The sequence below is a fragment of the Algoriphagus limi genome, from assembly GCF_024919275.1.
In the GTDB taxonomy this organism is placed as follows: Bacteria; Bacteroidota; Bacteroidia; order Cytophagales; family Cyclobacteriaceae; genus Algoriphagus; species Algoriphagus limi.
The window spans coordinates 1878324-1900170 of the sequence record NZ_JANWGH010000001.1 but is presented as its reverse complement, the minus strand read 5'-3'; the positions used below and the strand labels follow the sequence as shown (position 1 = coordinate 1900170).

Annotated in this window: 24 protein-coding genes; 11 read left to right on the top strand and 13 right to left on the bottom strand. The window is 40.1% G+C overall.

Annotated features, from left to right (window positions below; genetic code table 11):
- Positions 1–60: 60 nt before the first annotated feature.
- Positions 61–849, bottom strand: coding sequence for a tRNA 2-selenouridine(34) synthase MnmH (locus tag NY014_RS08245; RefSeq protein ID WP_259414088.1), 789 nt, complete (start codon positions 847–849; stop codon positions 61–63).
- A 312-nt stretch (positions 850–1161) separates the two neighbouring features.
- On the opposite strand from NY014_RS08245, the gene hemB reads away from it, so the two are divergent.
- The 4 genes from hemB (at position 1162) to NY014_RS08225 (ending at position 5861) form a co-directional block, all read left to right on the top strand.
- Entirely contained in the window at positions 1162–2133 is a 972-nt protein-coding gene (gene hemB, locus NY014_RS08240; RefSeq protein ID WP_259414086.1) for a porphobilinogen synthase, read from the top strand.
- Positions 2134–2684: 551 nt separating this feature from the next.
- Positions 2685–3947, top strand: coding sequence for an ammonium transporter (locus NY014_RS08235; protein ID WP_435520617.1), 1263 nt, complete (start codon positions 2685–2687; stop codon positions 3945–3947).
- Positions 3948–4053: 106 nt separating this feature from the next.
- Positions 4054–5226, top strand: coding sequence for a porin (locus tag NY014_RS08230; protein ID WP_259414084.1), 1173 nt, complete (start codon positions 4054–4056; stop codon positions 5224–5226).
- Positions 5227–5498: 272 nt separating this feature from the next.
- The gene (locus NY014_RS08225; protein ID WP_259414083.1) at positions 5499–5861 is read left to right on the top strand and encodes a hypothetical protein; all 363 of its coding nucleotides are present in this window, start codon (positions 5499–5501) and stop codon (positions 5859–5861) included.
- A gap of 41 nt (positions 5862–5902) precedes the next feature.
- Here NY014_RS08225 and NY014_RS08220 read toward each other — a convergent pair whose 3' ends face one another.
- Positions 5903–6277, bottom strand: coding sequence for a co-chaperone GroES (locus NY014_RS08220; protein ID WP_259414082.1), 375 nt, complete (start codon positions 6275–6277; stop codon positions 5903–5905).
- A 121-nt stretch (positions 6278–6398) separates the two neighbouring features.
- On the bottom strand, positions 6399–8315 hold the full coding sequence (gene dnaK, locus NY014_RS08215; protein ID WP_259414081.1) for a molecular chaperone DnaK: 1917 nt from the start codon (positions 8313–8315) through the stop codon (positions 6399–6401).
- A 223-nt stretch (positions 8316–8538) separates the two neighbouring features.
- Here dnaK and NY014_RS08210 point away from each other — a divergent pair, with 223 nt between their 5' ends.
- Both NY014_RS08210 and NY014_RS08205 read left to right on the top strand, forming a co-directional pair.
- Positions 8539–8673 (top strand): hypothetical protein, encoded by a 135-nt coding sequence (locus tag NY014_RS08210; protein WP_259414080.1) that lies wholly within the window; start codon positions 8539–8541, stop codon positions 8671–8673.
- A gap of 69 nt (positions 8674–8742) precedes the next feature.
- Positions 8743–9549, top strand: a complete 807-nt coding sequence (locus tag NY014_RS08205) for an MOSC domain-containing protein (RefSeq protein ID WP_259414079.1) — start codon at positions 8743–8745, stop codon at positions 9547–9549.
- A 4-nt stretch (positions 9550–9553) separates the two neighbouring features.
- On the opposite strand, the gene hemE is transcribed toward NY014_RS08205, so the two are convergent.
- The 6 genes from hemE to truA all read right to left on the bottom strand — a co-directional run bounded on the left by hemE (position 9554) and on the right by truA (position 14974).
- On the bottom strand, positions 9554–10579 hold the full coding sequence (hemE, locus tag NY014_RS08200; RefSeq protein ID WP_259414078.1) for a uroporphyrinogen decarboxylase: 1026 nt from the start codon (positions 10577–10579) through the stop codon (positions 9554–9556).
- Between the two features lie 98 nt (positions 10580–10677).
- Complete coding sequence (locus NY014_RS08195; RefSeq protein ID WP_259414077.1) at positions 10678–11211, bottom strand: hypothetical protein; 534 nt, start codon at positions 11209–11211, stop codon at positions 10678–10680.
- Between the two features lie 78 nt (positions 11212–11289).
- Complete coding sequence (locus NY014_RS08190) at positions 11290–11808, bottom strand: hypothetical protein (RefSeq protein WP_259414076.1); 519 nt, start codon at positions 11806–11808, stop codon at positions 11290–11292.
- 3 nt (positions 11809–11811) lie between these two features.
- Positions 11812–12396 carry a hypothetical protein gene (locus NY014_RS08185; protein ID WP_259414075.1) on the bottom strand — a complete coding sequence of 195 codons (585 nt, stop codon included), beginning with the start codon at positions 12394–12396 and terminating at the stop codon, positions 11812–11814.
- Positions 12397–12436: 40 nt separating this feature from the next.
- A complete protein-coding gene (locus NY014_RS08180; RefSeq protein ID WP_259414074.1) occupies positions 12437–14209 on the bottom strand; it encodes an ABC transporter ATP-binding protein in 1773 nt (590 codons plus the stop codon).
- A 6-nt stretch (positions 14210–14215) separates the two neighbouring features.
- On the bottom strand, positions 14216–14974 hold the full coding sequence (truA, locus tag NY014_RS08175; protein ID WP_259414073.1) for a tRNA pseudouridine(38-40) synthase TruA: 759 nt from the start codon (positions 14972–14974) through the stop codon (positions 14216–14218).
- A 101-nt stretch (positions 14975–15075) separates the two neighbouring features.
- Here truA and NY014_RS08170 point away from each other — a divergent pair, with 101 nt between their 5' ends.
- Complete coding sequence (locus NY014_RS08170; protein ID WP_259414072.1) at positions 15076–15552, top strand: DUF4293 domain-containing protein; 477 nt, start codon at positions 15076–15078, stop codon at positions 15550–15552.
- A gap of 53 nt (positions 15553–15605) precedes the next feature.
- On the opposite strand, the gene NY014_RS08165 is transcribed toward NY014_RS08170, so the two are convergent.
- The 3 genes from NY014_RS08165 to NY014_RS08155 are packed head-to-tail and all read right to left on the bottom strand — an operon-like array spanning position 15606 to position 17606.
- The gene (locus tag NY014_RS08165; protein ID WP_259414071.1) at positions 15606–16364 is read right to left on the bottom strand and encodes a hypothetical protein; all 759 of its coding nucleotides are present in this window, start codon (positions 16362–16364) and stop codon (positions 15606–15608) included.
- 7 nt (positions 16365–16371) lie between these two features.
- Entirely contained in the window at positions 16372–17079 is a 708-nt protein-coding gene (locus NY014_RS08160) for a hypothetical protein (RefSeq protein ID WP_259414070.1), read from the bottom strand.
- The gene (locus NY014_RS08155) at positions 17076–17606 is read right to left on the bottom strand and encodes an RNA polymerase sigma factor (RefSeq protein WP_259414069.1); all 531 of its coding nucleotides are present in this window, start codon (positions 17604–17606) and stop codon (positions 17076–17078) included. The genes NY014_RS08160 and NY014_RS08155 overlap by 4 nt, the downstream gene beginning before the upstream one ends.
- Before the next feature lie 139 nt (positions 17607–17745).
- Between NY014_RS08155 and NY014_RS08150 the strand changes: the two genes are divergently transcribed.
- The 4 genes from NY014_RS08150 to NY014_RS08135 all read left to right on the top strand — a co-directional run bounded on the left by NY014_RS08150 (position 17746) and on the right by NY014_RS08135 (position 21390).
- Positions 17746–18855 (top strand): trans-sulfuration enzyme family protein, encoded by a 1110-nt coding sequence (locus NY014_RS08150; RefSeq protein ID WP_259414068.1) that lies wholly within the window; start codon positions 17746–17748, stop codon positions 18853–18855.
- Between the two features lie 126 nt (positions 18856–18981).
- Positions 18982–19374, top strand: a complete 393-nt coding sequence (locus NY014_RS08145; protein ID WP_259414067.1) for a PAS domain-containing protein — start codon at positions 18982–18984, stop codon at positions 19372–19374.
- A complete protein-coding gene (locus tag NY014_RS08140; RefSeq protein WP_259414066.1) occupies positions 19371–20207 on the top strand; it encodes an MBL fold metallo-hydrolase in 837 nt (278 codons plus the stop codon). The genes NY014_RS08145 and NY014_RS08140 overlap by 4 nt, the downstream gene beginning before the upstream one ends.
- Before the next feature lie 91 nt (positions 20208–20298).
- Entirely contained in the window at positions 20299–21390 is a 1092-nt protein-coding gene (locus NY014_RS08135) for a 6-phosphofructokinase (protein ID WP_259414065.1), read from the top strand.
- On the opposite strand, the gene NY014_RS08130 is transcribed toward NY014_RS08135, so the two are convergent.
- The gene (locus NY014_RS08130; protein ID WP_259414064.1) at positions 21387–21824 is read right to left on the bottom strand and encodes a DUF2214 family protein; all 438 of its coding nucleotides are present in this window, start codon (positions 21822–21824) and stop codon (positions 21387–21389) included. The genes NY014_RS08135 and NY014_RS08130 overlap by 4 nt on opposite strands.
- Positions 21825–21847: the final 23 nt, after the last annotated feature.

Here is a 21847-nt window from a genome sequence, read left to right as displayed (position 1 = left end):
AACGAGTTATGCTTCAACTTTCTGTTGGCACAGTACGTCTTCTACGGGAGACGTTTTTTTTTAGCTAAATCTTTCAATTAGATCTAAACCTGCTTTTTCTAAGTCTTCTGCATTTTGAATCAGATCGAATGAAAGAGTTTCGTTTTTTTGATAAGAATCAGATTTATCAAAGTAATCTAAAAGCCCTTCCATGACAAATTCGTAGTTTTTTCTGGATAGTTGCCTTTTTAAATCTTCTGCTTTTTTAGAACCAATTCTGAATTTTAACTTTTCAATCCCCGCCTCTATTTCTTTGTCATTTATGCCAGCATAATCCTTGATTAGCCTCTCAATCCGATTTTTCCTATAAAGGCTAAGTTGTACTCGTTTCCCATTTGAAAAATTTTCTAAGAGGCTAAGAGGGATTAGGTTTTTTCCAAGACTATATTTCTCTGATTCCACAAAAACGGGTCTATTTGGATCGAAGTGGGCCACTTGTTCTGCAAGTTGGAGAATGAAGGATTCTTGGCTAAGCTGAGTTTTGTGTTCCAGATTTCCGAAAGTAGAACCTTTGTGATTTGCAAGTTCTTCCAAATGGAGAACTTGCTGGTTTTTACTTCTTAAAAATTCCAATAAAGCGGATTTGCCTACACCTGTTTTCCCATATAGGGTGACATATTTTAACTTTCTTTTGAAAACCTCTTCAGCTTCTTGAAGTAGTCCCGTAATTCCATTTCGATAAATAAATACTTGCTGAGTGGGTTGATAATGTTGCCAAATAGCTTGAGCGATAAACCCTTTCCCTTCATCAAACAATAATATGGGCTTGTTGGACAAGAATTTATTTTGGATAGATTGAATGCGAACCATTATTTCTTTTCCGATCTCACTAGAAAACCCCTTTCTTCTTAGTTTTTTCAGTTCATGAGCTGAATAAAAAACCAGGTTATTGCAATTGGGTATTTTAATTTGCTGTTGAGACTCCCTCGGTCGGATATCCAAACAGGAAAATTTATCCCAATTGCTAAAAATTGAATTTTGAAACTTTTTTTGATTCATGATAACGCAACTAGTTCTAAGATAATCATTTGAAAGCCAATGCTAATTGCCCATGGAGGATAATTATTAAATCATTTTAGGTTCGGAGTTCTCTATTGTACCTTTGGGGTAAAATTTTAATCCATGTATAGAAGACCAAGAAGAAATCGGAAGTCGGAAGCAATCAGAAACCTAGTTCAAGAAACTTCTGTAGGTGTTGAGGATTTGATTTTTCCTCTTTTCCTTGTTTCTGGTGAGAAAAAGAAGATTCCGGTGGACTCCATGCCGGGGATTTTCAGATTTTCGATCGATCAAATGTTATTTGAAATCGAAGAATGCCTCAACCTTGGAATTAAAAGCTTTGATGTGTTCCCAGCTTATCCTGAGGAACTCAAAGACCCATTCGCAAAGGAGAGCTACAATCCTGAGACATTTTATCTAAAAGGTTTGAGGGAAATCAAAAATCGATTTCCAGAGCTTTGCCTAATGTCTGACGTGGCGATGGATCCCTATAGCAGTGACGGACATGATGGAATCGTACAAAATGGGAAAATCCTCAATGATGAGACTCTGGAGATTTTGGCAAAAATGTCTCTTGCTCAAGCTGATGCCGGAGTGGATATTTTGGGGCCGTCGGATATGATGGATGGTCGTGTAGGTTTTATTCGGGAGGAATTGGATCAGCATGGGTTTACGGATATCTCTATCATGTCTTACACGGCAAAGTATGCAAGTGCCTTTTATGGGCCATTCCGGGATGCCTTAGATTCTGCTCCAAAGTTTGGTGATAAAAAAACCTATCAGATGAATCCTGCCAATTCCAAAGAAGCTTTAATCGAAGCTGATTTGGATGTGGAGGAAGGAGCTGATTTTTTAATGGTGAAACCAGCATTATCCTATTTGGATGTGATCAAACTATTAAATGATAACTATCCTCTTCCAATTGCTGCTTATAATGTTTCCGGTGAATACAGTATGGTAAAAGCTTCTGCAGCTCGGGGTTGGATTGACGAGGATCGAGCAATGATGGAGATACTTACTTCTATCAAACGTGCAGGAGCGAAGATCATTTTAACCTATTTCGCAAAAGATTTTGCAAAATCTCAAAGTAGATAATCTGTTTAGTGAAAAAAGTGAGAATCAAAGGCCCGTAAATCGGGTCTTTTTTATTTATGGGTTGTTTTTCAAGCCAGTTTTTAAGCTTTGATCAAAAGATTTTCTTATTTGGGTTAAAAAAAAATCAAATAATTTGAAAATTTATATTTTTCATAATTTGGTAAAAATGAATTTTTATTAATAAAAGCTATAAAAAACAGAATAATATTCTTTTTAATCTTTAAATATCCTTATGATCGGCTGTTTCAGGTTTTTCGAAATCGTTTTCAGAAAATATTCTAAACCTAATCGAAATTATATTTTTTAAGATTGTTGGGTTAATATTTACTCAAAAACGATTCATTTTTTGCAAATTCATTAAAAAATGGTTTAAAAATTAATTAAAAAATCAGTAAAAATAGGCTTTGATTAAAAATGTGATTTGTTTTTTAGCCATAAAATAACCTACATTCGTTTCGAGCCAAGGCTCTCAAACCTATCAAAAATTTTGAAATACGTTCAAATTTAATCCTAAACCTATGAAGTATTTTGTACACGTTCTGGCCAATGATATGGCCACGATGGACCTCACTTTGGAGATGTCCAAGAACATCCTTACTACCAACAACGTTTGGATGATGCTTTCGACGGCCCTGGTATTTATTATGCACCTTGGCTTTGCTGGAGTAGAAGCTGGTTTTGGTCAAGCCAAAAACACAGTGAATATTCTCTTTAAAAATACCGTAACCCCAATCATCGGTATTGTTTCTTATGCTGCTATTGGTTTCTATTTAATGTATCCTGGATTTGAAGTCCCAGGCTGGTTGAGTTTTGACTTTAGCGGTTGGAATATGTTTTGGTTTTCACCTGCGGCGGCTGATGTAAGTGCCGATTATGCCAATGCGGGCTATACATACTGGACAGACTTTTTGTTTCAGGCGATGTTTGCTGCTACTGCTGCCACGATTGTTTCTGGAGCAATTGCTGAGCGTGTGAAACTTGGAGCTTATTTGATCTTCACTCTATTCTTTGTAGGAATTGTTTACCCAATTATCGGTAGCTGGAAGTGGGGAGGTGGTGCTTTAGATGCTATGGGATTCTATGATTTTGCTGGAAGCACATTAGTCCATTCAGTTGGTGGATGGGGTGCACTGGCTGGAGTAATCTTGGTAGGCCCTCGAATTGGAAAATATGTGAATGGAAGAACCGTTGAGAAGCCAGGAGCAAGTGTACCTTTAGCTGTAATTGGTGTCTTTTTATTGTGGTTAGGCTGGTTTGGATTCAATGGAGGCTCAGTGCTATCCGCTGACCCTGGATTGGTTTCCTTTGTCCTTGTAACCACTTCTTTGGCAGCCTGTGCTGGAGGTCTTGGAGGATTCTTAGCTGCTTATTTTGCCTTCAAACGCTTAGACTTGGGGATGGTACTCAATGGGATTTTGGCTGGTTTGGTGTCTATCACCGCCGGTGCTGATGTTATCAATCCCGGAGCTGCTGTTTTGGTAGGCTTTATTGGTGGGATTTTAGTAGTGCTATCAGCTATTCTTCTTGATAAGCTTCACCTTGATGATGTGGTAGGTGCAGTTTCTGTTCATCTTACTTGTGGTGTTTGGGGTACGCTTGGTGTAGGAATTTTCTCAACCAATCCTGAGCATAGCTTCATGACACAATTAATCGGGGTAGCAGTATGTGGTGTTACAGCTTTCCTTTCTGCCTATACCATATTCTTTATTCTTAAGAAAACTGTAGGAATCCGTGTTTCTGCAGAGCACGAGCGAACAGGTTTGGATTCTCACGAACATGGAATCCGAGGATATACCATCGTATTCGATGAATAATCTCTAAAAAAGAAGAACCCCTGCCGAAGAAAAAAACGCGACTCTCTTTCGATCGGCAAGGGGCTCTATTGGTCAACTCTATCATTAACCAACATCCAAAATTAAAATGAAAAAGATATTTCTACTAACTATATGTATTTGTCTAAGTACCTCTTATAAAATTTTTGCTCAGGAAGAAAAAGAAGAAACACCTTCCGTACTGACAATTTCAGGGTCTGTTGACGCCTATTTTCGTACTAATTTCAATGCCCCCAATAAGGGTGAAAATATGATGGCTCCGGCTAGTTCATTTGCCAATTTGCCCGGGTTTTCTCTAGGTATGGCCAACCTGATTGCAACTTATGATGGCGAAAAAGTTGGGGCAGTAGTGGACTTGGTTTTTGGTCCGCGAGGAGAAGATGCTGTTTTTGGATCCCCGCTATATTCAGGGGGAATGGCTGGAAGCTCTCAGATCATCAATCAGCTTTATGTGTACTGGAAGGCGACAGACAAAGTCACGTTGACTTTTGGAAACTTCAATACCTTTTTGGGCTATGAAGTAATCTCTCCGACTGGAAATTTCAATTACTCTACTTCGTACATGTTCTCTTATGGGCCATTTTCCCATACAGGATTGAAAGCAGACATTGCTTTGTCGGATAAATTTTCATTCATGGCAGCCGTTATGAACCCTACAGATCTAACCGAGTTCAATCCTTTTGGCTCCTTTATTTATGGAGCACAATTGGGATATTCTTCAGGGTCGGGAAGTACATTCCTCAATTTAGTCTATGGGGATAATGACGGGAAGCTGGTCAATGATGGAGCACTTATACCTGGTCAGACATCTTTCGGAAATACCCTACAAATCGATTTGACTACAGGCTTTGATCTATCTGACTTTTGGTATTTAGGTGTGAATACGACCTATAATACTACCAGTTCGGGGCAGGAATTTGACGGAGGAGATGTTTTACCTCTTGATGGAGAAGGTTCCGGTTTCTATGGTTTTGCAGGATATCTTCAAGCTAGGCCTTCTGAAAACTTTGGCTTGGGTCTCCGAGGAGAGTATTTCAATGTTTTCAATGGAGGGCTTGACGGGGTAGTTGGTCTTGACGATGCAGGAGATGGAAATGTCTTCGCGGTAACGCTTTCTGCAAATGCGAAAATTGGAAATAATTTAACAATCATACCCGAAATCAGACTTGACTCCATGGGCAATGATTACTTTTTGAATAAGGATTTGGCTGCATCCAAAAACCTTTCATCTTTTCTTTTGGCAGCTGTTTTTGCCTTTTGATTCAGAAAACAGGGTCTATTGTTGAAGAAAAAGCCGGGTTGATTTTCAATCCGGTTTTTTTCTTTTTAGTACCTGTATATTATTCATCCCCGTAAAAATCAACAGGCTTGCCTCACATTTGAATATGGCTAAGAATTCCTGCTAGATTTTTTACCTAATCATAGAGATTTTTCCAAAAACCAGCTTTTTGTTCAAGGGTAAAAAAAGTTGGTGTCTATAAAACATTTTTTGGTGGAGGCAGTATATTTAGCTGTAAACCCAAATTAAATCGTATGAAAAAAGGCATTTTCCTTCTTTCGTTATTTCTTCTTTTCGGATTTGCGTACGGTCAAAACTTATCAACCGGACCAGCTGCTAAAAATCAAGCAGCTTGGGAAAAGAATAAGAAAAATACCGTTGTATACTTTGATGCCAATCCTGAAAATGCTCAAGGAATAGAAGCTAAAAATTCCAAAACCTGGAATCAAAACTCTTCCAAATTAAAAATTAGAACCCGGAAGGAAATACATAATCCGAAGGGATTAGAAGCGAAAAACTGGAAGCCTTGGAAGGAATATTCAGCAAAGAATACCAATTCAAAAGCTGCCTACATCATTCCGAAAGGAATGCGAAAGAAAAAAATCTGGTTTCATTGAGAAACAAAAAATGCCCGATGATATTCATCGGGCATTTTTATTTAAAGTTCTTGCTCCCGTTCGAGCATTAGGATTGCTCCTTGGGACACGATGTAATATTTTTCTCCCTCATACATCACTTCATGAGCTCCAGATAATAGAAAAATAGCCAAATCGCCTTCTTTTGCTTGGAGAGGGACATATTTTACTTTTTCATCATTATCCATCCAAGGTTCATGATCTTCAACAGGCATAGGAATTGGATATCCAGGGCCAGTTTTTATGATATAACCTTGCTGGACTTTTTCTTTTTCCTGTACACCTGGAGGAAGATAAAGTCCCGTTGATGTTTTTTCATTGGGTTTCTTTAGACGGATGAGTACCCTGTCTCCCACTACGATTAATTTCTTTAGCTTATTATCTGGGGTCAATTGCATGATCTCAAAATCAAGTGTGAAAGAAAGAAAAGCCAAGATTCCGAGCGGGGATTCTTGGCTTTTTGAATGCCAAAAGCACCCGGATAATAACCGAGTGCTTTGATTTATTGGTTTAGCTTAATTACTTCTTGTCTTCGCTAACCTCTTCGTAATCTACATCAGAGACTCCGTCTCCGCTATCGCTTGCTCCAGTAGCTCCTGCGTCAGCTCCTGGCTGAGCTCCCGCTCCTTGAGTAGCGTTGTAGATTTCCTGAGAAGCAGCTTCCCAAGCTTTGTTTAGCTCTTCCATTCCAGCATCAACTCCAGCCAAATCCTGAGACTGGTGAGCAGCTTTCAATTTGTCCAAAGCTCCATTGATGGCAGTTTTGTTGCCTTCAGAAAGCTTATCGCCGTATTCTTTCAACTGCTTTTCAGTCTGGAAAACTAGGCTGTCAGCTTGGTTGAGCTTTTCGATTTTTTCTTTTTCAGCCTTGTCAGCTGCAGCATTTGCTTCAGCTTCTTTTTTCATTCGGTCAATGTCCTCCTGAGATAGGCCAGAAGAAGCTTCGATTTTGATTTTCTGCTCTTTACCAGTTCCTTTATCCTTAGCAGATACATTGAGGATACCGTTTGCATCAATATCGAAGGTTACTTCGATTTGAGGTACTCCTCTTGGTGCTGGTGGGATGTCAGTCAATTGGAATCTACCGATGGTTCTGTTGTCCTTAGCCAAAGGTCTTTCACCTTGAAGTACGTGGATGTCCACAGCAGGCTGGTTGTCAGCAGCAGTAGAGAACACTTCGGACTTCTTAGTAGGAATCGTAGTGTTCGCCTCAATCAATTTGGTGAATACTCCTCCCATGGTTTCGATACCAAGTGACAAAGGAGTTACGTCCAAAAGAAGTACATCTTTCACTTCACCGGTCAATACACCACCTTGGATAGCAGCTCCGATAGCTACTACTTCGTCAGGGTTTACACCCTTAGAAGGCTTCTTGCCGAAGAACTTCTCAACTTCTTCCTGGATTTTAGGAATTCGAGTAGAACCACCGACTAAGATTACTTCGTCAATTTCAGAAGCAGTTAGTCCAGCATCTTGAAGCGCTTTTTTACAAGGCTCCATGGATCGCTTCACCAAGTCCTCAGAAAGTTGCTCAAACTTAGATCTGCTCAAGGTTCTTACCAAGTGCTTTGGTCCAGTCTGAGTAGCAGTGATGTAAGGCAAGTTGATTTCTGTAGAAGAGGAGCTGGAAAGTTCGATTTTCGCCTTTTCAGCAGCTTCTTTCAATCTTTGAAGAGCCATTGGGTCCTTTCTAAGATCGATTTGCTCTTCTGTAATAAATTCATCAGCAAGCCAGTTGATGATTACTTGATCGAAGTCATCACCACCCAAGTGTACGTCACCGTTGGTTGATTTTACTTCAAATACACCATCACCAAGTTCAAGGATTGAAATATCGAAGGTACCACCACCAAGGTCATACACAGCGATTTTCATATCCTGATTTTTCTTGTCCATACCATAAGCCAAAGCAGCTGCGGTAGGCTCGTTGATGATACGCTTCACTTCCAAGCCAGCGATTTGTCCGGCTTCTTTGGTAGCCTGACGCTCAGCATCGTTGAAATAAGCTGGTACGGTAATAACTGCTTCAGTCACTTCTTGTCCCAAGAAGTCTTCAGCAGTGCTCTTCATTTTCTGAAGAATCATTGCAGAAATTTCCTGAGGAGTATAGGAACGGTCACCGATTTTGATTGCAACGGTGTCGTTTGGTCCTTGCTCTACTTTGTAGGAAGCATGTTTTTTCTCTTCGGAAACCTCAGAGAATTTTTTACCCATAAATCGCTTTACAGATGAAATAGTATTTGCAGGGTTGGTGATGGCCTGACGCTTGGCAGGATCACCTACTTTTCGCTCACCATTTCCATTGTCAAGAAATGCTACAATTGATGGGGTAGTTCTTCTTCCTTCACTGTTCTGGATGACTACAGGTTCATTTCCCTCCATTACGGCTACGCAGGAGTTGGTGGTACCCAAGTCAATGCCTATAATTTTTCCCATGATTATAAATTTTATTTAGTTTCTGATTTGGTTTAATTCCTTTGCTTCAATGCTTATGCCATCTGATATTTTTAGAATTTTTGTGTCACAATGTCAGATTGGCTGGCAGAATACAAGAATTTATCTCTCATAATGGCACGATTAGTTTTATGTTTTCTGAGATTGTGACAGGATTTTTTTGACATGGGTGCAACCTTTTGCCTTGAACCGACATCTTTTTGATATGAAAGAATTTTTTGGCAAAAAGCGCAGTCAAGACCGATTAAAATGGACTATGATATTCCTTTTATTGATGGTTTTTGGGATGATGACTCGAATCGGTTTTGGGGTTCTACTTCTAAAACAGTGGTTTTTCTAAACAATTGTCATTAGAAAATCAAAATTCGGATCGGAGAGGTTAACTTGGTAGTCTTACCAATATTTGATCATGGATTCACTCTACATTCAGGATATATTTATCTATCCCATCAAGTCTTTGGGAGGAATTCGCTTAGATGAAGCTATCGTAGAAGAAAAAGGGTTTCGCTATGATAGACGATGGATGCTCATAGATGAAGATGGGCTTTTTGTTTCTCAGCGTACTTATCCAAAACTAGCTTTGCTTCAAGTAGAACTTTCTCCAGAAGGCTTAACAATATTTCCAAAAAATGATCCTGATAATTTCATATTGATTCCCTTTGATCAAGAGTTAGATGATTCAGTAGAGGTGGTTGTTTGGGATGATGCGATGTCCTCCAAATTGGTTGGATACAAGTTTGATCGCTGGTTTTCTGATTTTTTGGGAAAGCAAGTTCGACTCGTTAAAATGCCCGAGTCTACCCGTAGGCTAGTGAGTTCAAAATATGCCGTAAATGGAGAAGCTGTCAGTTTTGCAGATGGTATGCCTTATTTGCTTATTGGTCAGGAATCTTTGAATGACCTCAATCAAAAGCTGGAAAAGCCTGTTCATATGGATCGATTTCGCCCTAATTTGGTTTTTTCAGGTGGAGAGCCTTTTCAAGAAGATACATTTCGAAAGATCAAAATCGGTTCTACTGATTTTCAGGTAGTAAAGCCTTGCGCACGCTGTGTATTGATCACCGTAGACCAAGAGACAGGAATAAAAAGCCAAGAACCGCTTCGGACTTTGTCATCCTATCGGACCAAAGGAAATAAAGTCCTTTTTGGTCAGAATATGGTTGCTTTGGGTGAAGGAGTGGTGAAAATTGGTGATCCGATTAATATTTCTGAATAATTGGTTACCGAAAGTCTTTTACCGTCTGAATAAAGACTTTTACCATTTCCGGGTCAATATCCGGATAAACTCCATGACCCAAATTGGCGATATGTCTGCTTCCCCGGAATTCTCCCATCATTTTCTGAGTCGCTATCTGTACTTGTTCGGGTGAACCGTAAAGTGCGGCTGGGTCTAAATTTCCTTGAAGAGTTTTGTTTGGTCCGATTAATTTTCTGGATTCAGCGATTCCCATATTCCAATCCAAACCGATCGTTTCACAATTCAATTTCCCCATAGCTTCCCTAGCAAAGAATGCTCCCTTTGCAAAAACAGTTTTTGGGACTTCTTGAATGGCATCGCAAATCTGGGAAATGTATCGCAGGGAAAACTCCTCATATTGATCTGGACCAAGAATGCCGGCCCAGGAATCAAAGATTTGAATCAAATCTGCCCCGGCCTCAATTTGGGCTTTTAGATAGTTGATCGTACTGTCAGTGATCATTTGGAGCAGGCGATGGGAAAAGGCCGGCTCTTTATAAAGCATTGCTCTAGCTTTGGAGAAGGTCTTGCTTCCACTTCCCTCGATCATGTATGCAAAAATGGTCCATGGTGCCCCCGCAAAACCAATTAGCGGTACTCGGCCGTTCAGGTTTTTTTTGGTGATTTCAATCGCTTTGATGACATAGCTCAGGTCATTTGCACCGTCAGCGATTCGTAATTTTTTCAGATCTCCTTCTGAAGAAACTGTATTTGGAAACCAAGGTCCTCGCTTTTCCACCATTTCATAAGGTAATCCCATGGCTTCTGGAATTACTAGAATATCTGAAAAAATGATGGCAGCATCCACTCCTAATAAATCTACTGGCTGGATAGTCACCTCTGCGGCTAATTCAGGAGTTTGGGCAAGTTCGATAAAGCCTGAAACGGACTCACGTACGGCACGGTATTCGGGAAGAATTCGTCCTGCTTGACGCATCAGCCACACCGGAGTGCGTTCTACTTTTTCACCTTTTGCTGCCCGAAGCAGGAGATCATTTTGGAGTTTCATGATGCAAAGATAGGAAGCAAATAATATTTGGGATCAAAAAAAACAGGATCGTAGCATAGCCTCAATCCTGTTTGTAGTAGAAGTTGGTTTAGTATATCTTAATTTTTGGATTTAGGCTTGAGAGGTACAAAGTCATCCTCTTCTAATCCCAATAATTTGGTAACTGCTTCGTAATCGGAGAAATCAATTCTGGATCCGGCAAAATCTGCTGGGACAATCACGATTCTAAATAGCTGATTATCTGTCCAATCTGAGGAAAGCAAACTGTAATCCAATGGCCCATCCAAAAAGACGGAAAAGTCAAATCGGGTAAAGTCATAATTGTACATTAGCACGCCTTCTTCAAAGAAAATTGTCTGAGGAAGTGGTCTCCAGATAGGAGTGTTTCCATCTTGCTCCCAACGGATATAGACAAGAACTACATCACTATCTAAAATGGCTGGATCAAATTCAAACAACTCTCGGTAATCATTTGCTTCTGTAAAGTCCACTTCTACTTCAAAAGCTTCCCCTACGATAGTGATACCGTCTAATCCATCTTGTCCGGGAGGGCCTGGAGGTCCTACGGGTCCTTCACAGGCTTGGAATGCAAACATTGTTGCGAAACCAAATATTGCAATAAGTTTTTTCATAAAATTTTATTTGGCTTAGTAATAATTATTGTCACGAAAATTTCAGAAATAGGTTTGGTTAAAAAATGTAAAAAGCGCTCAATTCCTTATCGGAGCGATCACATGTACCTCATTTTCAGAGATTATCTTATCGATAAAAATTTCTGATAATTCAAGTTTTGCCGAGTCGGCAAAGTCCTGAAGTCTACTTTTTACCTTTTCAGGGCCTGGCATTACCCATCGACTTCCTTGAATCCTGGCTAGCAAGTAGCGATTCTCCTCAAAGACCCGCTGCTCGTATTCATCGCCAACCAGTAATTGGTCAATTCCAACAAAAACCCGCATGGTATCTAACTTTCCAGCAGGTTCGACTTCATAGATGGTCTGCAAAAAGCTTCCAGGATGTAAGGACTTCTCAGTCTCGATTTTTTCAAAGGTTTCTTTCAATGAAGGATCCTGAGGAGTTCCTACGTAATAAATCCCCGATAATGGTGCAGGTTTTTGATTTACAAGGGTGATTTGAATCGGATTGTTTCCTCCCAAGTAATTGAAAATGATTAATCCTCCTAAGAACAAAAAGGCTAAGAGTACCAGGAGAACTGTAAGTTTTCTGCTCATGGTTTAGAACAAATAGCGAACGCCAATTCCTCCTTGACCTTTGATATGCCCCACTCGATCCAGTAATTCCAAAAAGATTCCTACTTCGGCAAATACGGAGATAGGCAATTCATCAAAATAGTATTCTCCCCCTACGAAAGCTTCAGGCCCAAAATCAACATTGCTTCGCTGCTCGCTAAACGTTCCACCACTTTCACCGGCTCCCAAGTTGTAGGTATAGTTAACCTGAGTGGTACGTAGCTGCGCGCCTACTCCTCCATACCCTAAAAGATATCCTTGTGAAATATCAAAAACATCGGTAAAATCCTCATGATAGGCAACTCGGCCATGAAGAGAAACTCCTTTGCTGGCGCTGTGGCCTATGTAGAAAGCATTGGAACTTGGCGGATTATTTTCAAAATCCCGTTGATAGTAGCCTGGGCTGTTGATTCCTCCACTTCCAATCATCACCTCCCAAGAAAAATAATCATCAAAGAAATCCTTGTAAGTCAAGCTGAATGGTTCACCTAATCGAATTCCAGCTCCTCTTTCCTGCGCTATCCCCAAAAATGGTAAAAGGAATAGCAAAAATGCTAATCTGTGTTTCACGTTATTCTAGTTGGTTTAATTGATTCAAGCAAATTCCAGGCTAGATTGCCATGGTCTTGAGTTGCATTTGATGGAGTTGGGTGTAGTAGCCTCCTTTTTCTAGCAACTCATCATGTTTTCCCTGCTCCACGATTTCTCCCTTGTTCAATACAATGATGTTGTCAGCTTTTTGAATGGTAGAAAGTCGGTGAGCGATGACAATGGATGTCCTGCCCTTCATCATTTTTTCGATGGATTCCTGAATGAGTTCTTCCGTTTCAGTGTCTACTGAGCTTGTGGCTTCATCCAAAATGATAATTTCGGGATTGTAAACCATTGCGCGAACGAAGGAGATTAATTGTCTTTGACCCACAGAAAGCGTAGCACCTCGTTCCATCACATTGTAGTCCAAACCGCCTGGCAAACGTTCGATAAACTTCCGTGCTCCCACCATTTCAGCTGCCTCCAAAACTTGCTCTCTGCTGATTTTCGGGTTGCCTAATGTAATGTTGTAATAGATGGTGTTGGAGAATAAAAATACATCTTGGAGTACTACGCCAATATGCTTTCGCAAAATGCCCAATTCAAATTCCCGAATATCTGTCCCATCGATGGTGATAGAGCCTTTGTTGATTTCGTAAAATCTGGAAAGTAGGTTTATTACAGATGATTTACCCGCTCCGGTAGCTCCGACAAGAGCAACTGTTTGCCCACTTTTTACAGAGAAATTGATGTTTTTCAGGACATAATCCTCATCTATATAAGCAAACCAAAGGTCTTTGAATTCGATGTTTCCTTTTACTTTTTCAGGCTTAAAATCTCCTTCATTCGCAATGTGCTCATCACTATCGAGCAGTTTGAAGATTCGCGATGAACTAACCACACCCATTTGAAGGGTATTAAATCGGTCTGCAATCATACGGATCGGTCTGAAAAACAATTGCAGGTACATGATAAAGGAGATCAGAACCCCGACTTGTAGTTCCAGTCCCAAAACCCCTACAGCGCCATACCAAACAACCAACCCAATCCCAATTGCCTGAATAATTTCTGCTACGGGGAAGTAAATGGAATAATATAAAACAGACCGAATATGTGCTGTTCGATGCTCTCGGTTGATTTCTTTGAATTTTTCAAATTCCCGATCTTCTCGATTGAAAATCTGAACAATATTCATCCCTGTGATGTGTTCTTGAAGAAATGAGTTCAGGTTGGACACCGCGTTTCTCACATCATTAAAGGTTACTTTGATCTTTTCCTTGAAAATGTAAGTCGAAATAATCATCAGTGGAAGTGTACACAAACTGACAAGGGTGAGCTTCCAGTCGATGTAAAACATGACTCCCAAAATGGTCACCAGTTGCAGTAAATCCCCGATGATAGCAGCTAAACCTTCACTGAATACGTCGGCTAAAGTTTCGATATCCGAGATATTTCGTGTGACCAATCTTCCAATTGGGGTATTATCAAAGAACTTGAGTTTCAGACGAAGTAAATGGTCAAATAGCTTGATACGAATATCCCGAATAATCACCTGTCCAATCCAACCAGAAAAATAAGTGTGGGCCCATTGGACGATCGCTTGTAGAATCATCAGACCTACTAAAATGTAGATCATCTGAACCAGACCGGCACTGTCACCTATGGCAATGTGGTCATCGATGGCAACCTGAATGAAATAGGGTCGCGTAGGAGCCAAAATTGCCAAGGCAATAGTCAAAAACACCAAAAAATAAAACTGAAGTTTGTAAGGCTGCACATAGCGATACAATTGCTTCAGGACTTTGGTGTCTACTATTTCACCGGAAGAAGTTTTTTCTTTTTCTAAGCTCAAGGTTTTTCAATCTAGGTAAATTTCTCGGGGGTAAACTACCCGACTTAAAAAAAGACCTTTAGCAGGTGCGGCTTTACCCGCTTTACTTCGGTCTTTGGATTGAATAATTTCCACCATACTTTCTGGTGATTTTTTACCAACCCCAATCTCCACCAAAGTTCCGACAATTGCCCGTACCATCCCACGCAAAAATCGATTGGCGGTTATATGGAATAACAATTCCTCCTCTTTTTGTTCCCAACGGGCTGACATAATTGTACAACGGAAATGATTGACCTCCGTTTGGACCTTACTAAAAGCTTCAAAATCTTGTTCTCCAATCAGAAACTGAGCAGCTTGATTCATTTTTTCTACATTCAGATTTCCAAAAAATGTCCAGGCTAATTCATCGTAAAAGGGGCTTTTTTGGAAAATAATTCGGTAAAAATAAGATCGCTCCAAGGCCTCAAACCGAGCATGTGCATCAGATTTTACAAGGCGAACGGCCTTTATTCCAACAGAATTTGGAAGAATTCCATTCAAAGCCTTGACAAGTCTTTCCGACTCAAAGGGAACGTCACAGTCAAAATGACAAACTTGATGGGTAGCATGCACACCGGTATCAGTCCGTCCACTGCCCATTATATTAATGGGTTTCTGAAAATAGGTAGAAAGTGCAGATTCTATGGATTCTTGGACCGAAAAGGCATTTTGTTGGATTTGCCAGCCGTGAAAAGGCTTGCCATGATAGCTTAATTCAAGGAAAAAGCGTTTGGTTTGGCTCATAGGTCACAAAGATACAATTCCCACAGCATTCCAATGGCAGATTTTAACTTTCCTTGTGAAAGCGGGGATTAGGGCTTTTCTTTGCTAAAAATTAGAAAATCATGATTCAACGAATTCAAACCATATTCTTGTTTTTGGTAGTAGTCTGCATGGGAGCTAGCATCAGTTCTCCCTATTGGTTGCAAGCTCAGGAAGCATCAGGCGAAACTTGGGAGCTGACTGCTTTTATGATGACTCATATGGATGCAGCAGGAGAAACTTTGGATTCTTCTTCCACTTGGTACATGGCTACATTAGCTTCATTTTCAGGGCTTTTGGCATTGATTTCAATTTTTCAATATAAAAACCGAACCCGGCAAATGATGTTCAATATGATCAATAGCCTGATCATGGTAGGCTTGGTTGTCGTTGTTTTTCTTACAACCAATAAAGTGAATTCCGAAATCAATGCGTTGGAATCAGGTTCCTATCAGGTAGGCTTTTGGGTAATTTTAGCAGCTATGGTATTTAATATGTTGGCTAACCGATTTATTCGAAAAGATGAGGCCTTAGTCCGGTCTGTAGATCGGATTAGATAGATAGTAAATTTCAAAGCCGGTTTTTAGCCGGCTTTTTTATTTTATTCAAGTTTTTAGAATCTAATTCTAAATCCAACTACAGGATAAAATGAGGTGAAATTTTTTGTTCCTACTATTCCCGCTTGCACACTAAGGTATCGGCTTAATGTTTGTTTATAGGTGGCTCTCATTGTGGTGCCTTGAAAAAGCTGACTGTTGGAGTTGTTTAGTAGGTATCCAACCTGAATAGTTTGATGTTGGTTAGCATAAAGACTTCCTGGTTTCCAATGGTATTCCGCATTTACGAACCAGTTATTATTCACCGAAAACCCAGAATCTGTTTCAGGGAAATATACCGTGTTGGTGAGGGATCCTCCGATTTGAAAGCCTGGTAAACTTAGTGCTAGTTGAAATCCTATTTCAGGTGTGAATTTTCCTGCCGTAAAATCTAATCCCACTGGAAATGCCAATTCTATTGACGTAAGAGTTTTCCAATATTTTTTTTGGATATCATTCTTCACCTGTCCTAGTCTCGTTGGGAAAAAGTTTTGGCATACTCTGTAAGCATGGGTTTCATACGCTGGGAATTGAGTCGCTTGCTCTAATATTGGTTTTAATTCTTCTTTAAGGTTTTCGGGATCAAACTCATCCCTGTTGAATAGTAGGAGGAGCCTTCCCTCATTAGGAAAATCAAATGCCAAGGTATCGGTGATTGGCCAACTTCGATCTGCCCAAGCCTGATGATTTTTTGAAAGCTTGTTTTTAAGCTCTTGAGCATACCCGATTGTGCTAATGAAAGCTGTAATTGCGGCTATTATTACTAATCGTTTCATCTAAATCTTATTTAAAATCAATAATATTTCTTTGTCCTAGTCTGATTTGACCTTGGGGGTATATTTCTTCCTTGTTTTTTGCTTCCAGTAGAAGTGGGTCAGGAGCTCCAATCTTTGTTGTTAGCCTGACTTTAGTATTTCTAATATCCCATGAAATAGCCACTGTATGAAAGGTCTTTTTTTGCATTTCTGAGGAGTCAATAGGTTTCCCTCTTGTTTCTAAATCCATACCTTTGACAATGAAGGAGTTTACTAGCTCCTGTTGTTTTTCTACAGCGATTTCTGGGATAAATTCTTTGGTTCGATCTATTTTTCTTTTCTCTCCATCAATGACTTCATAACTAGAAGAGTCTTTCTTGACCCCTGTGAGGTAATCCAATTCAGTTTCGCCTTTTCCATTATTCTCTGGGGTTAGATTTTGGATGTTAATGCCATCAGCCTGTTGAAGCGATTGGATTTGTATTTCACTTTGATCATACTGGTAGAAAGCCAAAAAAAGTAGACCTGAAACCGAAGCAGCAATCAATAAGGGCCACCATATAAATGTTTGCTTCTTTTTCTCAAGCTCTTCCTCGATTCTATTCCATGCCAACTCTGATGGGCTATATATGGGTAGCTCATTAAGATTTTTGCTTAGTTGAGAGTCAAAATCCTTCCTTTTTATGATTTTTTCCCAGCTATTGCTTCTTGGTTCATATTCTGGTAAATCTTTCATACTCTGAGTAAGTTTTGAATCCGAGTTTTGAGAAGCCTTTTCGCATAATGAAGTTGAGATTTTGAAGTGCTTTCAGAAATCCCCAAAAGGTTAGCTGCTTCACTATGAGGGTAGCCTTCTACTGTTACTAGCATAAAGACTGCTCTTGCACCAGGAGGTAGCTCTCTAATTGCTTGGTCCAAAAGCTCACCGTCAAACCAAGAATCAAATTGATTCTCTAAAGGGTCAGGATGTTGATCAATTTTCTCAAATTCAAATTGATTTTTAGCGACTTTTATTGCTTTCCGTGCTGCAATTGTTTTCATCCAAGAAGGCAAAGCCTCTGGGTGCTTCAAGCTTCTTATTTTCTGAAAAACTTCTACATATGTCTCCTGAAGTACATCGTGAGCTAGATCCTCATCATTGAGCATTCGATAAGCTAAACTGTAAATCATCCTTTTGGTCAATTCGAAAAGCTGAAATTGGGCTTTTCGATCTTGAGCGATGACCTGCTCTATCAATTCACTGTCTAGTTGAATTTGAGTCATTTTTGTTGATTCTACCCTAAAGAGTCAACCTAGGTTAAAAAGGTTGGAAAGGTCCGATGAAATATTTTCTGGGTAAAGTGTGCCTTTTCTCTCATTTGGTTTCCAAATAGATTGTTAAATTTCCAGAAATACCTAGGAAATGAAATTCGAAACACGCGCTATTCACAAAGGAAATCATATCACCGACAATACCGGATCAGTTGTTCAGCCAATAACACTAAGTACCACTTTCGAACATGGAAATGAAGCTGGCTTGCTCTATACCCGTGCTGGAAATCCCAATCGATTGGCTTTGGAAGAACTGATTGCTTCACTGGAGCAAGGAGTAGATGCGGCAGCTTTTTCATCTGGAAATGCTGCAGGAACTGCGGTCTATCAGGCTTTGGAGCCTGGATCTCATATTATCGCTCCGGATGATATGTACCATGGACTACATAATTCCATGACGATTCTCTTTAAAGGGATTCATGAAGTGAGCTTTGTGGACATGAGTAATTTGGAAGCAGTCAAGGCTGCCATTCGTCCTAATACTAGACTTTTCTGGGTGGAAACTCCTTCCAATCCGCTTTTAAAAATCACAGATATTCGAAAGGTTGCCGAAATCGCTCATGGTCACGGGGCCATCTTAGCCTGTGATAATACCTTCGCAACGCCTGTTTTCCAAAATCCACTTTTGCTTGGAGCTGATATTGTCATGCATAGCAGTACCAAATATTTTGGAGGGCATAGTGATTTACTGGGAGGGGCTTTGGTTACTAAGGAGAAAAACGACTTTTGGACTAAAATCAGAACTATTCAACGAGTGGGAGGAGCAGTGCCATCTCCGACAGATTGTTATTGGCTAGGTCGAAGTATAAAGTCTTTAGCCTATCGTATGAAAGGTCATGCTGAACATGCTATGGTTTTAGCTGATTATTTTTTATCACATCCAAAAGTTGAAAGAGTCTATTATCCTGGATTAAAAAATCATCCTGGTCATGAGATCGCAGCTTCACAGATGAGTGGTTTTGGAGGGGTAGTGTCCATTCAGGTAAAAGGCGGTGCGGCTGCTGCAGATAAGTTGATCAGTGAACTTCACTTATTTGCCAATGCCACAAGTTTAGGTGGAATTGAAAGTTTGATCGAGCGAAGAGCAGCTGTAGAAGGCCCAGATACTCTCACACCTCCAAATTTGATCCGGGTTTCCGTTGGTTTGGAGCATACAGAAGATCTATTGACAGATTTGGACCAGGCCTTTTCCAAAATTTGATCAGAATGAGATTTTCCAAGGAATTTGCCTGAAAAAACTTTCTTTTGGCTGGAATTTTTGATTAAAAACATCATTTTCTAAAGATTTTTCTTAAATTTTATTTCATTTTTAATTGAATGCATTGTTATGCCCGCACAACCTCTAGAGTTGATTTTAGGAAGGCAGTTTGTAGATACTTTGTCTCTACCGGCCTTTCTGGTTGATCCGGAAGGCAATTTGTTGTTTTACAATGAACCTGCCGAAGTGATCTTCGGATTGAATTTTGGAGAGACAGGCGGGATGCGTGTGGAGGAATGGTCTACGATGTTTACCCCTTACGATGATCAAGGCAATCCCTTACCTCCAGAAAAACTTCCATTAGTCAAAACACTTCAGGATCTCAAGCCGAATTCTGGCTCTTTTTATATACATAGTTTAACAGGGAAAGAAATTCATATTGAAGTGACTTCTTTTCCAATTATTGCCCGGCAGGATCGATTCCTTGGAGCCATGGCCATATTTTGGAAGATAGACCCATGATGAAAATAAAAGTCTGGGGCTGCCGCGGTTCACTCCCTTCGCCAGGTCCAGAAAACAATTTTTATGGGGGAAACACCTCCTGTGTCGAAGTCACAGATGGAGAAACCTTTTTGATTTTGGATGCTGGTTCAGGAATCCAACGTTTAGGCCGATTTGTGGATCGGGGAATTAAGGAAATCCATATTTTACTTACTCATTTGCACATTGATCACACCATGGGGATGGGATTTTTCCTACCTCTATATGATCCTTCAGTAAAGGTGCATTTTTGGGGGCCTAGTTCATCTGTCACTCCATTGCTTCAGCGACTTCGAAAATTCTTTTCACCTCCGATGTTCCCTGTTAGACTTGCTGACTTGCCTAATCACCCGGAAATTCATGAATTGACTTATGATGATTTTTCCATAGGAAATTTCCAAATCCATTCTGAATATGTTTGTCATCCAGGCCCCACTTTGGGTTTCCGGATTCGTTTGGATAATGCTACTCTTGCTTATATTCCCGATCATGAGGTTCGCTTAGGATCTACAAATTTTCCCAACAATCCCGAGTGGACAAGTGGTTTTGAATTAGCAAATAAGGTTGACTTGCTCTTTCATGATGGAGGGTATACTTCTTCAGAATATCAGCAAAAAATAGGTTGGGGTCATAGTGCTGTTCAGGATTCTATTGATTTTGGAACACTTTGCCAAGTTAAACGCATGGCTATTTTTCATCATGAACCCAATAATACTGACGAGCAATTGGATGCTATTTTGGCGGATCGCTTAAAAGGAAGAAATCTCAATTTCCAAGTTGAGCTATGTCGTGAAGGAGCTGAATATTTTTTATAAATCCTGAGTCAAAATTTTTATAATCCATTTCCATAACTTGTTATTTAAGAGGTATTTTCCCTTTTTGGGTATAGAAAATTAATTTATAAACATGAAGAAAGTATTGGTTGCTACCGGTGGAGGAGATTGTCCAGGATTAAATGCTGTCATAAGAGGAATTGCTAAGCGGGCTTTTCAGGAAAAAAATTGGGAAGTGTGGGGAAGTTATGAAGCCTTTAATGGTATTATGGAAAGCCCTCCTCGAATGATAAAATTGGATGATTCCGATACTGCAGGTATTCATGTGATGGGAGGAACTATAATTGGCACTACCAATAAAGGGAATCCAATTCGGTTTCCAGTCAAACAAGCGGATGGTTCCGTGGTCTTAGAAAATCGATTACATTTTTTGGTTGACCGAATCAAAGAGCTAGGCTTCGATGCAGTGATCAATATTGGAGGGGATGGTTCTCAGGAAATTTCCCAAGCACTTTTTGAGGCTGGGATACCTGTAGTTGGAGTTCCAAAGACCATTGATAATGACCTCTCTTCCACGGATTTCACTTTTGGATTTCAGACAGCTGTTCAGATTGCGTCTGATTCATTGGATCGTCTGGTTACTACTGCAGCTAGTCACCATCGGGTGATGATCATGGAAGTAATGGGGCGAAATGCAGGCTGGATTGCCTTATACACTGCAATTTCGGGTGGAGCTGAGGTTTGTTTGATTCCTGAAATCCCCTATGATTTGGGGAAAGTCATTGAAAAAATCCGAGCCCGATATGATGATGGAAGAGGCTTTGTCAATATCGTAATCGCAGAGGGAGCCTTTGCAAAAGATGGGACTGTTACTGGCGTTCAAGGGGAGTCAGGAAGAAATTCTGTTAGATTGGGTGGTGTGGCTTTTACCTTGAGTCAGCAACTGAAAGATGCAGGTTTGGAAGCAGAAATCCGAGAAACCGTTTTGGGACATACCCAACGTGGGGGAACGCCTATCGCCTTTGATCGTGTGATTGCTTCAGTTTTTGGAGTCAAAGCGATGGAGTTGGTATTAGATGGAAAGTTTGGACAATTAGTAGTGCTGAGAAATAATGACTATAGCTCTGTGCCCATCACCGAAGCTATCAAAACTTATCATGTGGTAGATCCTTCAGGAACCTTGGTGAAAGCTGCCAAAGGTTTGGGAATTTCTTTTGGAGATTAGAAAATAGAGATCCCTTTTGCCATCAAACCAGCTAAAATAGGAATGATGGATAAAAGGATTAATTCCATTCTGACTGACCAAATGACCCCTTTTGGAATAGTTACCTTTTGATTTTGGTTTCCTTTGGCTTGTTTGATGAAAAATACGGTTGGATAGATTGAAATCAATCCTACTAAAATGAATAGTCCTAATTTGAGGTGAAAAGTTGGATTTTGGCTATAAAACTCAGTTGGTTTTCCATAACCTCCCAACCAAAGCGAAAGTCCTACGATCAGTAGCGAAAGTGCAGAAATACCATAAACAGCATCAATTCGACTCAATTGCTTGATTTGTTTTTTGCTCAGGCTATTATCCAATAGAAAAAATTCAGCGAATAAGGATCCAGCGAGGGTAAAGACTGAAATAAAGTGAAGGTAACGAAGGAGGAGTTCCATGAGGTAAGTGATTCATTCCAAAG

Excerpts from the sequence above, each read along its gene's own strand:
- NY014_RS08165 (WP_259414071.1), bottom strand. The coding sequence starts at position 16,364 with ATGAAACGATTAGTAATAATAGCCGCAATTACAGCTTTCATTAGCACA.
- NY014_RS08140 (WP_259414066.1), top strand. The coding sequence starts at position 19,371 with ATGATGAAAATAAAAGTCTGGGGCTGCCGCGGTTCACTCCCTTCGCCA.
- NY014_RS08245 (WP_259414088.1), bottom strand. The coding sequence starts at position 849 with ATGGTTCGCATTCAATCTATCCAAAATAAATTCTTGTCCAACAAGCCC.
- NY014_RS08130 (WP_259414064.1), bottom strand. The coding sequence starts at position 21,824 with ATGGAACTCCTCCTTCGTTACCTTCACTTTATTTCAGTCTTTACCCTC.
- NY014_RS08195 (WP_259414077.1), bottom strand. The coding sequence starts at position 11,211 with ATGAAAAAACTTATTGCAATATTTGGTTTCGCAACAATGTTTGCATTC.
- NY014_RS08170 (WP_259414072.1), top strand. The coding sequence starts at position 15,076 with ATGATTCAACGAATTCAAACCATATTCTTGTTTTTGGTAGTAGTCTGC.
- NY014_RS08150 (WP_259414068.1), top strand. The coding sequence starts at position 17,746 with ATGAAATTCGAAACACGCGCTATTCACAAAGGAAATCATATCACCGAC.
- NY014_RS08235 (WP_435520617.1), top strand. The coding sequence starts at position 2,685 with ATGGCCACGATGGACCTCACTTTGGAGATGTCCAAGAACATCCTTACT.
- NY014_RS08220 (WP_259414082.1), bottom strand. The coding sequence starts at position 6,277 with ATGCAATTGACCCCAGATAATAAGCTAAAGAAATTAATCGTAGTGGGA.
- NY014_RS08155 (WP_259414069.1), bottom strand. The coding sequence starts at position 17,606 with ATGACTCAAATTCAACTAGACAGTGAATTGATAGAGCAGGTCATCGCT.
- NY014_RS08205 (WP_259414079.1), top strand. The coding sequence starts at position 8,743 with ATGGATTCACTCTACATTCAGGATATATTTATCTATCCCATCAAGTCT.
- NY014_RS08160 (WP_259414070.1), bottom strand. The coding sequence starts at position 17,079 with ATGAAAGATTTACCAGAATATGAACCAAGAAGCAATAGCTGGGAAAAA.
- truA (WP_259414073.1), bottom strand. The coding sequence starts at position 14,974 with ATGAGCCAAACCAAACGCTTTTTCCTTGAATTAAGCTATCATGGCAAG.
- hemE (WP_259414078.1), bottom strand. The coding sequence starts at position 10,579 with ATGAAACTCCAAAATGATCTCCTGCTTCGGGCAGCAAAAGGTGAAAAA.
- NY014_RS08135 (WP_259414065.1), top strand. The coding sequence starts at position 20,299 with ATGAAGAAAGTATTGGTTGCTACCGGTGGAGGAGATTGTCCAGGATTA.
- NY014_RS08210 (WP_259414080.1), top strand. The coding sequence starts at position 8,539 with ATGAAAGAATTTTTTGGCAAAAAGCGCAGTCAAGACCGATTAAAATGG.
- NY014_RS08145 (WP_259414067.1), top strand. The coding sequence starts at position 18,982 with ATGCCCGCACAACCTCTAGAGTTGATTTTAGGAAGGCAGTTTGTAGAT.
- dnaK (WP_259414081.1), bottom strand. The coding sequence starts at position 8,315 with ATGGGAAAAATTATAGGCATTGACTTGGGTACCACCAACTCCTGCGTA.
- NY014_RS08190 (WP_259414076.1), bottom strand. The coding sequence starts at position 11,808 with ATGAGCAGAAAACTTACAGTTCTCCTGGTACTCTTAGCCTTTTTGTTC.
- NY014_RS08230 (WP_259414084.1), top strand. The coding sequence starts at position 4,054 with ATGAAAAAGATATTTCTACTAACTATATGTATTTGTCTAAGTACCTCT.
- NY014_RS08225 (WP_259414083.1), top strand. The coding sequence starts at position 5,499 with ATGAAAAAAGGCATTTTCCTTCTTTCGTTATTTCTTCTTTTCGGATTT.
- hemB (WP_259414086.1), top strand. The coding sequence starts at position 1,162 with ATGTATAGAAGACCAAGAAGAAATCGGAAGTCGGAAGCAATCAGAAAC.